Source organism: Vibrio aestuarianus (assembly GCF_028858425.1).
Classification (GTDB): domain Bacteria; phylum Pseudomonadota; class Gammaproteobacteria; order Enterobacterales; family Vibrionaceae; genus Vibrio; species Vibrio aestuarianus.
On sequence record NZ_JAKNYQ010000002.1, the window covers coordinates 530,631 to 544,962 of the forward strand.

Sequence of the window (14,332 nt, forward strand, 5' to 3'; positions counted from 1 at the left end):
TTGGTTTATAAAAAGTGATATTCCCCCGAATTTTTCCGGGGGAAACGATTTTTTTATTGGCTAATCGGTAGTGCTTCGTTTTGCCCCCATTCAGTCCATGAACCATCATAGACAGCTAAATGCTCATAACCACAAACGTAGGCGGCAAGCAAAACGATACAAGCAGTGACACCTGAGCCGCAGCTGAAAAGATATTCAGAACGTTCACTTTTCAGCACCTGTTTTAAAATGGGTTCCAGTTCATTGATGCATTTCATTTTGTGTTCAATCATCAACTCAGCAAAAGGTAGGCAGGCTGAATTTGGGATGTGTCCACTTCGAATGCCAGCGCGAGGTTCAGCCACTTGGGCATTAAAACGGGCTTTAGAGCGTGCATCAATTGTTTGACTGGTTTCATTATCTATCTGTTGCAACACATAATCGGCGTCGACAAAATAGTGTTGATTCAGTTTCCCCGAAAAGTTACCGGTAATTTTAGGTTGTGAGTATTCCATTGCCAGCGGAAGACCACACATTTTCCATTCCGTCAGCCCGCCATCGAGTACGTAAACCTCTTGATGACCCATCGCTTTTAGCATCCACCACGCTCGTGGAGAGGCAAATGTCCCGCTATTATCATAAACAACAATGATCGAATCGTTATTGATCCCTAATGCTTGCGATTGTGAATTGAAATGTTCTTCGTTAGGCATCATGTGTGGCAGTGTTGCGCTGAGGTCACAAAATACTTTGTCATAATCAAAACGTCGCGCATTGGGAATAGTGTGTACGGTGTCTTTTTCAGTTTCACTGGGAATTTGAAAATCAATACTTGCATCTAGAATTACGATGCGTTCATCGGCTAAACGTTGATTTAACCAGCTTGGGGAAACCAATGGAGACATATTGCGCTCATCCTGACCTGTTGTTTGAAGAAGCTTTAACTTACTCATTAATTTGCAGAAAAGAAATGCTATTTGGAAGGGATGATAAAATAAAATGCTCAACACCTTGTAGTTAACAGGCGTCGAGCATGTTTAATCGTTATTGTTCAGAGTTCTGACACACGCTGCATGTCGCTAATTTCATCAGTTTCATCTCGCGCCAGCTCATAGAGAGCGCATCGAACATCAATATTTTACCTTGTTTAGGTTGTCCATAGTGCGCGATAACTTTAATCGCTTCCATCGCTTGTACTGCGCCAATGATTCCCACTACAGGTGCCATGACGCCAGCTTCTACACAAGTAAGTGCCGTATTGCCAAACAAAGCACTCAAACATTGATAACAAGGTTCGTCAGCGTGTTCGTATGTAAATACACTGACTTGTCCTTCCATTCGAATTGCGGCACCAGAAACCAACGGTGTTCGAGTTCGGTAACAAAGGCGATTGAGTTGGTTGCGAGTCTCTACATTATCAGAGGCATCCAACACCAGAGTGTGCTGCCCAATAAGTGTGTCAAGCTGCTCGTCATTTAAGCGTTGATCAACGGTATTTACCGCCAAAAATGGATTGAGAGTTCGTAATGAATCTGCAGCGGAATCGACCTTTTTTCGGCCAATGTCGTTGTCTGTATGCAACACTTGTCGTTGTAGATTAGAGAGTTCCACGACGTCATCATCGACGAGGGTTATACTGCCAACGCCAGCCGTTGCTAAATATTGGCTTGATGCGCAGCCCAAACCTCCAGCACCAACAATGAGCACAGAACTTTGTTTCAATGCTTCTTGGCCTTCAAAATCAAATTGCTTGAGAATGATCTGTCGGTTGTAACGCAACATTTCTGCATCAGATAAAATATCCACAAACGCTCCTAATACAAGCTGGAATTAAAAAGTTGGATATTCACGCTTTCACCCACTTCCACTCGTCCACGTTCGCGTTCTAATACTACAAAGCAATTGGCTAAACTCATGGAGCGAAATGCACCAGAGCTCTGATTACCGGTTGTTTCAACAACGAATTTGCCATTTTCAATCGAGTAGATACCACGCTGGTAATCTGTGCGGCCTGGCGCTTTTTTGAATGCCGTTTTCGTGATGGCTGGGATAGATTCAGGTGCTTGCCATTTGCTATGTCCCGCCAATTTAGCGAGCATCGGTTGTACTAATACGTACATAGTTAGTACTGCTGACACCGGGTTACCTGGAAGACCACAAAACCAAGCATTACTAAGCTCACCAAACGCAAATGGTTTGCCCGGCTTAATCGCTAGTTTCCAGAAGCCTATCTCGCCAAGTTCCTGCAAAATATCTTTGGTGTAATCGGCTTCGCCGACACTCACACCACCAGATGTGACGACCACATCCGCTAAGTTTTGGGCTTTTTCGAACGTTGCTTTTAATGTTGCAGGGCAATCGGGGATGATGCCAAGGTCAATCGCTTCACAACCAAAGTTCTCAATTAGAGGTTTAATCCCGTAGCGATTACTGTCGTATATTTGTCCGTCAATTAAAGACTCCCCTAGCGGTTTGAGCTCATCACCAGTTGAGAAAAAGGCAACTCTGGGTTTGCGAAAAACGGTAATGTGGCTAATGCCGAGTGTGGCGATCATGGGAATATCACGTGGTGTTAAGCGAGCGCCTTTCGCTAAAACAAGATCACCTTGTTTAATGTCATCACCGGTCGGGCGAATATTGTTTTGTGGCTTGATGTCCGACTGTTTAAAGACAATACCAGCATCAGTGACATCGGTATTTTCTTGCATAACCACAGCATCGCATCCAAGTGGGATCTTCGCTCCTGTCATGATTCTGATGCACGTATTAGCAGGCCACTCACCTTCAAAGGGAGCGCCAGCAAAAGATTTTCCTGCCAATGGTAGTATTTGATTTTTTGCTAAATCACTCAAGCGTATCGCATACCCATCCATGGCTGAATTATCAAAAGGCGGGACAAAAATAGGCGAAAGCACATCTTCTGCCAATACGTAGCCAAGAGCTTCAGCTAATGGAAGTTGCAGTGTCACTTGAATTGGTTTGATTCGCGCTAACATTGTGTCCATCGCGTCTTCGATAGGCATTAAGCCCGGAGCATCACAGCAGCCCATTTTAGAATCCTATTGTCGTTTTTCTTTTCAATAACCTTATCATAGATTGTCTTTTGGTAAGAATGACCATCCATAAAATATGGGTGTAATTATTCAAAATTCCGAGTATCCTTGTCTGCCATCCGAAAGGGGTAAAAGTAAGAGGAATCGGAATGTTAGGTCTTAGCGAATCAGCAAAGTTGGTTAAAGATGCGCTAGAGAGCCGCGGTTTAGAGACGCCAATGTGTCCTAATGCGGTAACTCGTGAAGAGAAGAAAGAAAAAATTGAACACCATATGCGTGAGATCCTGACACTGCTTGGTCTTGACCTGACTGATGATAGCCTCGAAGAAACCCCGCATCGCATTGCAAAAATGTATGTTGATGAAGTCTTTTCTGGTTTGGATTACCAAAACTTTCCCAAAATTACTGTCATTGAAAACAAGATGAATGTAAGTGAAATGGTTCGCGTGAAAGATATCACCGTAACCAGCACTTGTGAGCATCACCTGGTAACGATCGATGGTAAAGCTGCTGTTGCTTACATTCCGCGCGGCAAGATTATTGGACTTTCAAAAATCAATCGTATTGTGCGTTTTTTTGCTCAACGTCCACAAGTTCAAGAGCGAATGACACAACAAATTCTGGTGGCACTGCAAACCTTACTTGAATCTGATGATGTAGCGGTAACTATTGATGCAACGCATTACTGCGTTAAATCACGCGGTGTTATGGACGCAACCAGTGAAACGACGACGACGGCATTGGGTGGTATTTTTAAGTCTAATCCTGCTACTCGTGCGGAATTTCTTCACGGCTTACGATAAGTGTCCCATTGATTTCAATAAAAAGCCCCGAAATAGTTTTCGGGGCTTTTTACGTATCTGACCAATATTGAATTTCAACGTTTATTCAAACAAAGCAAGATACTCACTATAACCTTGAGCTTGCATGTCATTTTTTGCAACAAAGCGCATTGCCGCAGAATTCATACAATAGCGTAACCCGGTTGGGGCAGGACCATCGTCAAATACGTGCCCTAAATGAGAATCACCAAAACGGCTTCTGACTTCTGTTCTTGAATAAACTAAGCGGAAATCAGTCTTCGTTGCAATATATGCTTCATTTATTGGTTTAGTAAAACTCGGCCAACCAGTGCCAGATTTGTATTTGTCGGTTGAAGAAAACAGCGGTTCACCAGTGACAATATCAACATAAATACCCTCGGCTTTGTTATCCCAATACTCATTATTAAAAGCGCGCTCGGTGCCTTCTTCTTGGGTGACGTAGTATTGAAGGTCAGTCAGTTTGGCGCGAATCTCCTTGTCAGAAGGTTTGGTATAGACTTTAAGGCTTGCCTCCGATTTATTTGCATCAATTAATTGACGTAATGTCTTTGGATTTTCATTACGATCTTCACCAAAGATTTCATCTAAATATTGGTCACGCCCAGATGCGTAGCGATAGTAGTTGTACCGCACTTTGCTCTTTTTATAAAAATCTTGGTGGTAATCTTCTGCCGGCCAGAATGTAGTATATTGGATGAGTTCTGTTTTCAGCGGTTTTTTATAGATACCGAGCTTATCGATGTCAGCCATGAAGGTTTCTGCTGTCAGCTTCTGCATTGCATTGTGATAGAAAATCGCAGGGCGATATTGTGGGCCTCTATCGACAAATGACCCTTTGTCATCGGTCGGATCAATATGACGGAAAAAATGATCCAACACCTGCTCATAGCTGACAATTTGAGGATCAAACGTTACTTGCACCACTTCAATATGGCCGGATTTACCCGATGAAACTTGTTTATAGGTCGGGTTTTCCATCGATCCGCCGGCATAACCTGATACGACATTGATCACGCCGTTGAGTTTCTCAAGATCAGATTCTGTACACCAAAAACACCCGCCAGCGAGTGTGGCGACATCGACGTTACCAATGCTGGGCATTTTCTGTGGTTTAGTCTCTGCCTGACTAAACAGTGAAAAAACGATAGGAACGAATAACGCTATCGAGATAAAGATGGGAGTAAAACGTTTCATAACCGACCTTACTTTTTTTTATTGATATACGTAAAGAACGGTAAAAAGTGCAAAAACTTACAGCACAGAGATAAAAATAGTTAATTTTATTGAAAGCTTCTGCAAATGGGTGACTTTCCAGAAGCTAACTTAGTGATTAATTAAGACCGATGATATTGCCGTGCTGATCAATATCCAATGCCATAAAGGCGGGTTTGTCAGGGAGTCCTGGCATGGTCATAACATTGCCGCATAGTGCATAAATAAAACCAGCACCTGCGCATAATCTAAGTTCTCGAATAGGAACATCAAACTCTTTTGGAGCACCTTTAATGGCTGCATTGGTAGAAATAGATAAAGGAGTTTTGGCCAAACAAACCGCTAAATGACCATAACCGTGAGCTTGGAATGCACGCATTTGTGCTTTGGCTACCTCACTTAATGTAATTCCCGCTGCACCATACCCTTTTTGAGCCACTGCGTTGAGTTTGGTTTCAATCGAATCTTGCGAGCAATAGAGAGGAGTAAATTGATTGGGCTTGTGACATTGGGCGATCACTTTGTTTGCAAGATCTGTTGTACCTTCTCCACCGAGCGCAAAACCTTCGCTCAATGCTACTTCAACGTTGTTCGGTAAGGCTTGAATCAGAGCGGTTAGTTGTTCGATTTCTTCCAGAGTATCTTGTGGAAAGCGATTGATAGCCACCACCGCAGGAACACCATATTTATTGACGTTGTTGATATGCCATTTGAGATTATCAAAACCAGCCATGAGTGCAGCTTGATCTGGTTCAAATAGCGAGTCAGGAACAGCTTGTCCGGGGCGAAGTTCATACAAACCAGAGTTAGCTTTTAGCCCACGTAATGTCGCCACAATGACTGCGCAATCAGGCGCTTTCCCTGATGTTGCCGCTTTAATATTACACGCTTTCTCAAAGCCCATGTCTGAACCAAAGCCACCTTCAGTGACGGTGAATTCGGCAAGTCGCGTAGCAATGTCATCCGCAATAATTGACGAATTGCCATGGGCGATATTGGCGAAAGGACCAGCATGAATAAGGGTAGGGACACCTTCTAAAGTCTGCATGAGCGTTGGTTCAATCGCTTCTTTCATACTAACGGTCATTGCGCCAGCTACTTGCAAGTCTTCTGTGGTTACAGGGTCACCATTTAAATTATAAGCAACCACGATGCGTCCAATACGTTGGCGTAAATCACGCAAGTCTTCCGCTAAGGCGAGAATGGCCATCAGCTCTGATGCGGCAGAGATATCAAACCCATCTTGCCGCTCATAACCATTGATGGTTTTACCGCTTTCATTTTGACCGACTGTGACCATCCTAAGTGCACGATCATTATGATCCATGACGCGTTTCCAGACGACCTTGTTTGCGTCAATCTTCAGTGCGTTCATGCCCGTACGTTGTTCAAAATCTTCATAACCTAATCGCTGCTCGTGATAAATCCGTGCATCTATAGCGGCAGCGGCGAGGTTATGCGCAGCCGTAACTGCGTGAATGTCACCGGTTAGATGTAAATTTAACTCTTCCATTGGGGCAACTTGAGAATAACCACCGCCAGCGGCTCCGCCTTTCACACCAAAGATTGGCCCCATAGAAGGTTGGCGAATACATGCCATGACAGAGTGATCTAATTTCGCGATCCCTTGTGATAGACCAATAGTGGTGACTGTTTTACCTTCGCCCAAGGGGGTTGGAGTGATGGCGGTAACAACAACCAATTTACCTTCAGGATGAGTGTGAAGTCTATCTAAGCAAGAAAGAGAAACTTTAGCCTTAAAACGTCCTTGGCTATGGAATTCAGTCGGATCTAGGCCTGCCTTAGCGGCAATAGCATCAATCTGTGTCAATTTTGTTGCACGGCAAATTTCAATGTCTGGCAGCATAAAACCCTCATCGGAAGTCATTAATAGGTGAGGAAAACGTTTGCGTCGCGATAATAACGTCAAAATGTTTGTTGTAAAGTATTATGGGTGGTCGAATATTCGATTGATGCTAAATTCTAACGCAATGCTGATTTTGATCAACTTAAGCTTCTGGTTTTACGTATCTATTGATATCCGAAGTAACGGAGTATTGTTCAGTTTGTCGTAGATTCAAAAACAATTTACACTGCGCGCAAGTTACTGAGGGATATACCATGAAATACGATTGGATTTTATTTGACGCTGACGAGACTTTGTTTCATTTCGACGCCTTCAAAGGTATGCAGCTAATGTTTGAACGCAAGGGAGTGATTTTTGATGAAATTGACTTTGCCAAGTACCAAGAGGTAAATAAACCTCTCTGGGTTGATTATCAAAATGGAGTGATTAATGCAGCCGATCTCAAGCATATTCGCTTTCAAGCTTGGGCCGAAAAACTGCAAACCACGACAGCTGATCTTAATAGTGCATTTCTTGAAGCTATGGCAGATATTTGCACGCCATTACCTGGTGCTAAAGAGCTACTAGAAGCACTAACAGGTAAGGCTAAACTTGGTATCATCACCAATGGTTTTACAGAGTTACAAGCGATTCGTTTGCAGAGAACAGGCATGACTGATTACTTTGAACATGTAATTATTTCCGAAGAAGTGGGTATAGCCAAACCTGATAACGGAATTTTTGCTCATGCGTTAGAAAAAATGGGTAACCCTTGCAAGAGTAAAGTACTGATGGTGGGGGATAACCCGCATTCCGATATTCTTGGTGGCCTTAAATTTGGCATTGAAACCTGTTGGCTCAATACCGTTGGCCATTCTGATATTGATGGTATAGAACCACATTATAATGTGCGCTCATTGCATGAGCTTAAAGAAATTCTTATCGCGTAATAGCACTAAATGATAAGATCGTCTGTTGATGGTATGGCTTAGTTTTCAGGTGGTTGAGCTAATCAAGCACCTTTATTTTGGCAAGTTATGTAATACGACCGGTATAACCGCCGTACATAAAGCAAGGGATTGTTGGTGCAGTACGTAAAAATCAAAGATGTGATTGTTGAGCAAATTGAGACAGGTATGCTGACACCACGTCAGAAGCTTCCTGCGGAACGGAAACTGGCAGAGTCATTTGATACTACCCGCGTAACCTTACGTGAGGCACTGTCATTACTTGAAGCAGAAGGTAAGATTTATCGCGAGGATCGCCGTGGCTGGTTTATCTCACCACAGCCATTGCGTTACGACCCAGCGCAATCTTTAAGCTTTACCAAACTAGCATTAGCACAAAATCGTCAACCCAAAACTCAACTTCTTCATTCGAAAGCGGTACTGGCCAATAAGCAAGCAACAGCGCTATTAGCATTAAAACCTTTTTCAGATATCTATCAGATTGAACGGGTACGCTATCTAGAAGATCGTCCGGTCGCTTACGTAACAAATTACGTTTGTCCTGATAAATTCCCTAATTTGCTAGGCTTAGATTTATCCCCATCACTGACAAGTTTGTATAAAGAAACCTTCGGTGTTGAATATCATAGTATCAGCTACAAGATGACGACAAGTTCATTGCTTGGCAATATCGCCCACGCTTTGCGAGCAACCTCAGGAACACCGGCAATGCTTATTAAGCGAGTCAATTACAACCAACAAGGAGAGGTAATTGATGGCTGTATCGAATATTGGCGACATGATGCTATCTGTATTGAATCATCAGTAAAACTGATTGGCTAACCTTGTATCAATAATTTTAGCTTTTACCATGAGGTTATGACTGAGTTTTGGCATCATCTTGTTTTAGTTGTTTATGCCCATCTTCACTGACGCCTTGTTTCCAATAACTACTAATGTAAATGTTTTCTTTTTCTACTTCTTTCTCATTACGGAAATACTGACGAAGTGAGCGCATGGTATCAAATTCACAAGCACACCAAACCGAAGCGTTGTCGCCGATCCAAGGCTTAGAAATAACGGATTGCGTTAAATTGGATGTTTGATCTTTAACTACCCAATCAATTTCAATCGCTTCGGGGACAGCCAATTCACGCTTGTCATCAATGTGGTCAACCTCAATCACAACATATCCTTTGGCATTATTAGGCAATAATTTAATTTGCGAGGCTAGGGCTGGAATCGCTGTCATATCAGCGACGAGGAAAAACCAATCACCAGCCGTATTAATGCCTTGGCTTTTGCCTGGCCCTGCAATGGATATGGTGTCTCCAACCTTTGTCGTTATCGCCCATCTTGCTGCAAAACCGCATTGTAAGTCTTTAGTAATATGACGAACAAAATCAACCTCAATACTATTATTTTCGGCGTTGAAGTGCTGAATTGTATAAGTACGCATAACTGGACGCTGTTGCGGTGAAATTGAGGAGATATTCGTATCACCATGATCGGTGAACAGTAATTTTATATAGCCGCCTTCGCTTTCGCTACCAAAGTGTGCAATATCATCACTCTGTAAAGTAATGCGTTGCATAGACGGTGAAATTTGTTGAGATTGAATGACTGTGAGTGAGTAGAAGTTTCGAGTTGGCTTTTTTTCTTTCTCTAGCATTGGGCTGATACCATCATTTAGATTAATTATCTTGTCACCATATCCTGAGTTGCACTACTTATCAATGATAATAGATATCATTTACGTTAATTTACTTTTATTAAATGAATCGTCATATATGAATAGAAAAAAGCCTCTAAGAATCAAAGGCTTTTTTCAAGTGGAAACTTGCTAGCTTTCTAAATCAACCATCTAGAATACTCTTTAAAAATAAACAAATTAGGTGCAGAAATTTGTTAGTTAGGAACGTGCGTTCAACTTGTCACTCATCCGCTGCAAGCCCTTTATGTTGCAGCCCAAAGCTAAGCTTTAGTACCCAAGCTTCGCTGGATAAAGTGATACGCTCGCCAGTAGTTAAACACCCCGCCAAAAAAGAACAACAGACTACCAATGAGAAACTGCCATGAAAGGTAACTAGAAAGTTGAGTGACTTCAGTAGGCACGCCACCTTCCCAAAGACCTGGAAATGAACCCACTGCGAATAGTACGCTACCAACAATAAATGTGATTGCTGTCAAATTGGTTAACTGGCCTTCTGTCGCTACGCTGTTTTTGGTATCGGCGAGGATGTTCACGCTAGCACCAATGACAAATAATGCACTGCCGATAGTAAACATTAACGCACTATGTGCCGAGTAGTTGTTATCAACAAACACCACCACTCTGCCCATTACGAACAGCAATGTTCCTACAAAATAGATATATGCGGCCGAATACTCCAATCGCTTTCTGGGGTGGTTGCAGTTTTTGCCTTGCCAGTAACGATGAACATCAAAAAGATCATGAACATTGACGATCAGGTAAAACATAGAACCGGTAAAGAATATCCACTGTCCAAGTACAGAGTATGCTTGGAAGGTCGGAAACGATAGCACACTGCCAACTAGGAAGAACAAGCCGCCAAATTTGTAGAGAACGGCATTAAGCGTTTCCCATTTAAATTGCGATCGTGTGTCAGCATTACCAACTGTTAGGTTGTGGATTCGTTTACGATTGGTGAAAAAATGTGGCATTCAGTGAACCTATTCAGAGATAGAGTATGAAAAATCGATTGTTAACAAAAGGGTATCATGAGGCCGTGTTGGACGATTATCACGTTTGTAGGACTACGCCCGTCATAGGATGGATTATCTACAAGAAGTCAGGCGTTGTTGAATGCCAAACACAACAAGAGCCATTCGACCTCTCGCAACGTTTATTGAATAGATTTTGGCCTCGACAGACACCACGGTTTCAGATTTTGGCTGAACGATAAGTATTGGTGTGGTTGAGCGCTAATTTAAATTCAATTTAGTCATAGCTGAGTTCCTAGCATCTCAAGTATGAACTCATACTAGACTAAAAACGGCACACAGACAAAAGGCGAACCAAATGGTTCGCCTTTTGTTATTCAAGTTAGTTTCCAACTTGGTTATCTGTGATCAAACAATCAATTAGTCTTGATAGTTATCAATGCTCGGGCAAGAGCAGATCAAATTACGGTCTCCGTAAACGTTATCGACACGGTTTACGGTTGGCCAGTATTTTGATGCTTTTGTTTGACGAGAAGGGAAACAAGCTACTTCTCGTGAATATGGATGTGCCCATTCATCACTAGAAAGATCCGCTTGTGTGTGAGGTGCATTGACTAGTGGGTTGTCTTCCAACGGCCATTCACCCGACTTCACTTTATTCATTTCTTCACGAATGGCGATCATCGCGTCACAGAAGCGATCAAGCTCTGCTAGGTCTTCTGACTCCGTTGGCTCTACCATCAATGTACCCGCGACTGGGAATGACATCGTTGGGGCGTGGAAGCCGTAGTCCATTAAACGTTTTGCAATGTCTTCTTCGCTAATACCGGTTTCTTCTTTCAGTGGGCGAATATCAATGATGCATTCGTGCGCTACGCGTCCATTGGTTCCACGGTAAAGCACAGGGTAGTGAGGACGTAATCTTTCCATCACATAGTTAGCATTCAAAATCGCAACTTTGGTGGCTTCAGTTAAACCTTCAGCACCCATCATGGCAATATACGCCCATGAGATCGGTAAAATAGAAGCACTACCGAGATCCGCGGCTGACACTGCGTGATCTTCACCTTCGACACCACCTTCAATATGACCAGGAAGGAAAGGGGCTAGGTGAGCTTTAACACCAATAGGTCCCATGCCAGGGCCGCCGCCGCCGTGAGGAATGCAGAAGGTTTTATGTAGGTTAAGGTGAGAAACATCAGAACCAATGAAACCTGGGTTGGTGAGACCAACCTGCGCGTTCATGTTAGCGCCGTCTAGGTAAACCTGACCGCCAGCAGCATGAACCATTTCACACACTTCTTTCACTTTCTCTTCATAAACGCCGTGCGTAGAAGGGTAAGTGATCATAATGCTTGATAGGTTGTCTCTGTGCTTCTCGATTTTCGCTGCTAGGTCGTCGATGTCGATGTTGCCTTCTTCATCACACTTAACCACAACCACTTTCATTGACACCATAGAAGCTGTCGCAGGGTTAGTACCGTGTGCAGAACTTGGAATTAAGCAGACGTTACGGTGACCTTCGCCGCGGCTTTGGTGGTAGCGTTGAATTGCAATTAGACCTGCGTACTCACCAGATGCGCCAGAGTTTGGTTGCAATGAGAAAGCGTCGTAACCGGTAATTTCACACAGTTTTTCTTTCAGATCTTTTGCCAGTGCGGCATAACCAGCTGCTTGATCTTTCGGAGCAAATGGGTGGATGTCTCCAAATTCTGGCCATGTCACTGGAATCATTTCTGCCGCCGCATTCAGCTTCATGGTGCAACTGCCGAGTGGGATCATACCGTGTGTCAGTGAAAAGTCTTTATTTTCAAGCTGTTTTAGATAACGCATCATTTGTGTTTCGCTGTGATGCGTATTAAAAACAGGATGAGTGAGAAACTCAGAGTGGCGACGGCAACCTTCAGGGATCGCTGCAAATTCGTTAGCCGCAATTTCGGTTGATAAGGCATTAACGGCCTCTTCAACGTTAAAGATTGCAAATAGTGCATCAATATCTGCGATGGTTGTGGTTTCATCTAAGCTGATACCTAACTTACCGTTCAATTTGCGAAGGTTAATATCGGTTTGTTGAGCTTTGATATAAAGCGTTTCAGTATTATCACCCGTGTTGATGGTGATGGTATCAAAAAAGCTGTTGTTAGTGAGTTCATAACCTGTTTTGGTTAGGCCGGCTGCAAGAATTGCTGTCATATGATGGGTACGACGAGCAATAGTACGTAGCCCTTCAGCGCCGTGATACACCGCGTAGAATGACGCCATATTGGCCAGTAGTGCTTGTGCCGTACAGATGTTCGAGGTCGCTTTTTCGCGTCGAATATGCTGTTCACGAGTTTGCATTGCCATGCGCAAAGCTTGGTTGCCTTTTGCATCAATCGAAACACCAATCACGCGGCCTGGCATGGTACGTTTGTGTGCTTCACGTGTTGCCATAAATGCAGCGTGTGGGCCGCCGTAGCCCATTGGCACGCCAAAACGTTGTGCTGAGCCAATCACGACATCAGCGCCCATCTCACCTGCTGGTTTCAATAGTGTGCTTGCCAGTAGGTCTGTAGCAACGGTGACCAGCGTCTTGTTTGCTTGTGCTTTGGCAATGATATCGGTTAAGTCGCGCACTTCTCCGGTGGTATTTGGGTATTGTAGTAGTGCGCCGAACACATCTTGTTCAGGTAGTGAATCGAGATCACCAATTTGTACTTCAAAGCCAATAAATTCAGCGCGCGTTTTCACCACCTCAATGGTTTGAGGGTGAACATCGTTGGCAACAAAAAAGACATTGCTTTTACTTTTGCCTGCACGCTTACAGAGTGTCATGGCTTCTGCTGCCGCAGTTGCTTCGTCGAGCAGTGAGGCGTTGGCAATATCCATGGCCGTTAAATCCATCACCATTTGCTGGTAATTGAGTAGCGATTCTAAACGACCTTGGGAGATTTCTGGTTGGTATGGCGTATAGGCGGTGTACCAACCTGGGTTTTCCAGCACATTGCGTAAAATAACGTTAGGCGTAAATGCGTTGTAGTAGCCTTGACCAATGAACGTACGTTTGACTTGGTTTTGCTTAGCAAATACTTTCATGGCTGTCAGCATGTCTGCTTCACTTTGTGGAGCGGCAAGCGACATTGGTGCTTCTAAACGAATTTGTTTAGGAACGGTTTGCGTAATTAATGCATCAAGGCTTTCGGCATTAATTGTGTTGAGCATTTTTTGTTGATCATCAGCGTTCGGTCCGTTGTGGCGTGCAACAAACTCATTTTGGGTACTCAATTCATTAAGTAGTGTGCTGTGAAGTAATTCAGTCATTTCCTTTACCTTCTCATAAGGTCTGTTGTGACCTTAAAAAAAAGCCACCCATACTGGGCAGCTTTGATTTGTGATGGGCTGTTTAGTCTTCTTCGATAGAGCTTAAGTACTCTTCTGCATCTTTTAGATCGTCAAGTTCAGAAGGGTCAGACATTTTCACTTTTACAATCCAGCCACCTTCATATGGTTCTTCGTTGATCAGTTCAGGGCTATCTCCTAGCTCTTCATTGATTTCAACGATAACACCGGTAATAGGCGCATAAATGTCTGAAGCGGCTTTCACTGATTCGACAAGAGAAAAGCTGTCGCCAGCGTCAATCTCAGCATCCACTTCTGGTAGGTCAACAAACACAACATCGCCAAGCATTTCTTGTGCATGCTCAGAAATACCGATTGTTACTGTGCCGTCACCGTTGTCGCGCACCCATTCGTGGCTTTCTGCAAACTTCAGTGTATTGTCCATTGCTTAATCTCCAAAAAAGTATT

12 protein-coding genes are annotated in these 14,332 nt (G+C 43.4%); 3 read left to right on the forward strand and 9 right to left on the reverse strand.

Features of this window, described 5'->3' with window-relative positions; translation table 11 throughout:
* Window positions 1-53 precede the first annotated feature (53 nt).
* The 3 genes from MCT08_RS15990 to moeA all read right to left on the reverse strand — a co-directional run bounded on the left by MCT08_RS15990 (window position 54) and on the right by moeA (window position 3,029).
* Window positions 54-884 carry a sulfurtransferase gene (locus MCT08_RS15990; protein ID WP_274679076.1) on the reverse strand — a complete coding sequence of 277 codons (831 nt, stop codon included), beginning with the start codon at window positions 882-884 and terminating at the stop codon, window positions 54-56.
* 139 nt (window positions 885-1,023) lie between these two features.
* Entirely contained in the window at window positions 1,024-1,785 is a 762-nt protein-coding gene (gene moeB / locus MCT08_RS15995; protein ID WP_053312035.1) for a molybdopterin-synthase adenylyltransferase MoeB, read from the reverse strand.
* An 8-nt stretch (window positions 1,786-1,793) separates the two neighbouring features.
* Complete coding sequence (moeA, locus tag MCT08_RS16000; protein ID WP_274678854.1) at window positions 1,794-3,029, reverse strand: molybdopterin molybdotransferase MoeA; 1,236 nt, start codon at window positions 3,027-3,029, stop codon at window positions 1,794-1,796.
* A gap of 152 nt (window positions 3,030-3,181) precedes the next feature.
* Between moeA and folE the strand changes: the two genes are divergently transcribed.
* On the forward strand, window positions 3,182-3,835 hold the full coding sequence (gene folE, locus MCT08_RS16005; protein WP_053312037.1) for a GTP cyclohydrolase I FolE: 654 nt from the start codon (window positions 3,182-3,184) through the stop codon (window positions 3,833-3,835).
* An 81-nt stretch (window positions 3,836-3,916) separates the two neighbouring features.
* Here folE and msrB read toward each other — a convergent pair whose 3' ends face one another.
* Together msrB and MCT08_RS16015 are read right to left on the reverse strand one after the other, a co-directional pair.
* On the reverse strand, window positions 3,917-5,050 hold the full coding sequence (gene msrB, locus MCT08_RS16010; RefSeq protein WP_274678855.1) for a peptide-methionine (R)-S-oxide reductase MsrB: 1,134 nt from the start codon (window positions 5,048-5,050) through the stop codon (window positions 3,917-3,919).
* Between the two features lie 136 nt (window positions 5,051-5,186).
* Window positions 5,187-6,935: a formate--tetrahydrofolate ligase gene (locus MCT08_RS16015; protein WP_274678856.1), complete on the reverse strand. Its 1,749-nt coding sequence runs from the start codon at window positions 6,933-6,935 to the stop codon at window positions 5,187-5,189.
* A 254-nt stretch (window positions 6,936-7,189) separates the two neighbouring features.
* On the opposite strand from MCT08_RS16015, the gene yjjG reads away from it, so the two are divergent.
* Both yjjG and phnR read left to right on the forward strand, forming a co-directional pair.
* On the forward strand, window positions 7,190-7,864 hold the full coding sequence (yjjG, locus tag MCT08_RS16020) for a pyrimidine 5'-nucleotidase (RefSeq protein WP_168524621.1): 675 nt from the start codon (window positions 7,190-7,192) through the stop codon (window positions 7,862-7,864).
* Between the two features lie 135 nt (window positions 7,865-7,999).
* Window positions 8,000-8,704 carry a phosphonate utilization transcriptional regulator PhnR gene (gene phnR / locus MCT08_RS16025; protein ID WP_176246483.1) on the forward strand — a complete coding sequence of 235 codons (705 nt, stop codon included), beginning with the start codon at window positions 8,000-8,002 and terminating at the stop codon, window positions 8,702-8,704.
* Window positions 8,705-8,738: 34 nt separating this feature from the next.
* Here the strand turns inward: phnR and MCT08_RS16030 are convergent, their stop codons facing one another.
* From MCT08_RS16030 to gcvH, 4 genes are all read right to left on the reverse strand, one after another.
* The gene (locus MCT08_RS16030) at window positions 8,739-9,533 is read right to left on the reverse strand and encodes a siderophore-interacting protein (protein WP_274678857.1); all 795 of its coding nucleotides are present in this window, start codon (window positions 9,531-9,533) and stop codon (window positions 8,739-8,741) included.
* A 302-nt stretch (window positions 9,534-9,835) separates the two neighbouring features.
* The gene (locus MCT08_RS16035) at window positions 9,836-10,546 is read right to left on the reverse strand and encodes a YrhK family protein (protein WP_274675358.1); all 711 of its coding nucleotides are present in this window, start codon (window positions 10,544-10,546) and stop codon (window positions 9,836-9,838) included.
* Between the two features lie 420 nt (window positions 10,547-10,966).
* The gene (gene gcvP / locus MCT08_RS16040) at window positions 10,967-13,846 is read right to left on the reverse strand and encodes an aminomethyl-transferring glycine dehydrogenase (protein WP_274678858.1); all 2,880 of its coding nucleotides are present in this window, start codon (window positions 13,844-13,846) and stop codon (window positions 10,967-10,969) included.
* Between the two features lie 82 nt (window positions 13,847-13,928).
* The gene (gene gcvH, locus MCT08_RS16045) at window positions 13,929-14,309 is read right to left on the reverse strand and encodes a glycine cleavage system protein GcvH (RefSeq protein WP_053312046.1); all 381 of its coding nucleotides are present in this window, start codon (window positions 14,307-14,309) and stop codon (window positions 13,929-13,931) included.
* Window positions 14,310-14,332 lie beyond the last annotated feature (23 nt).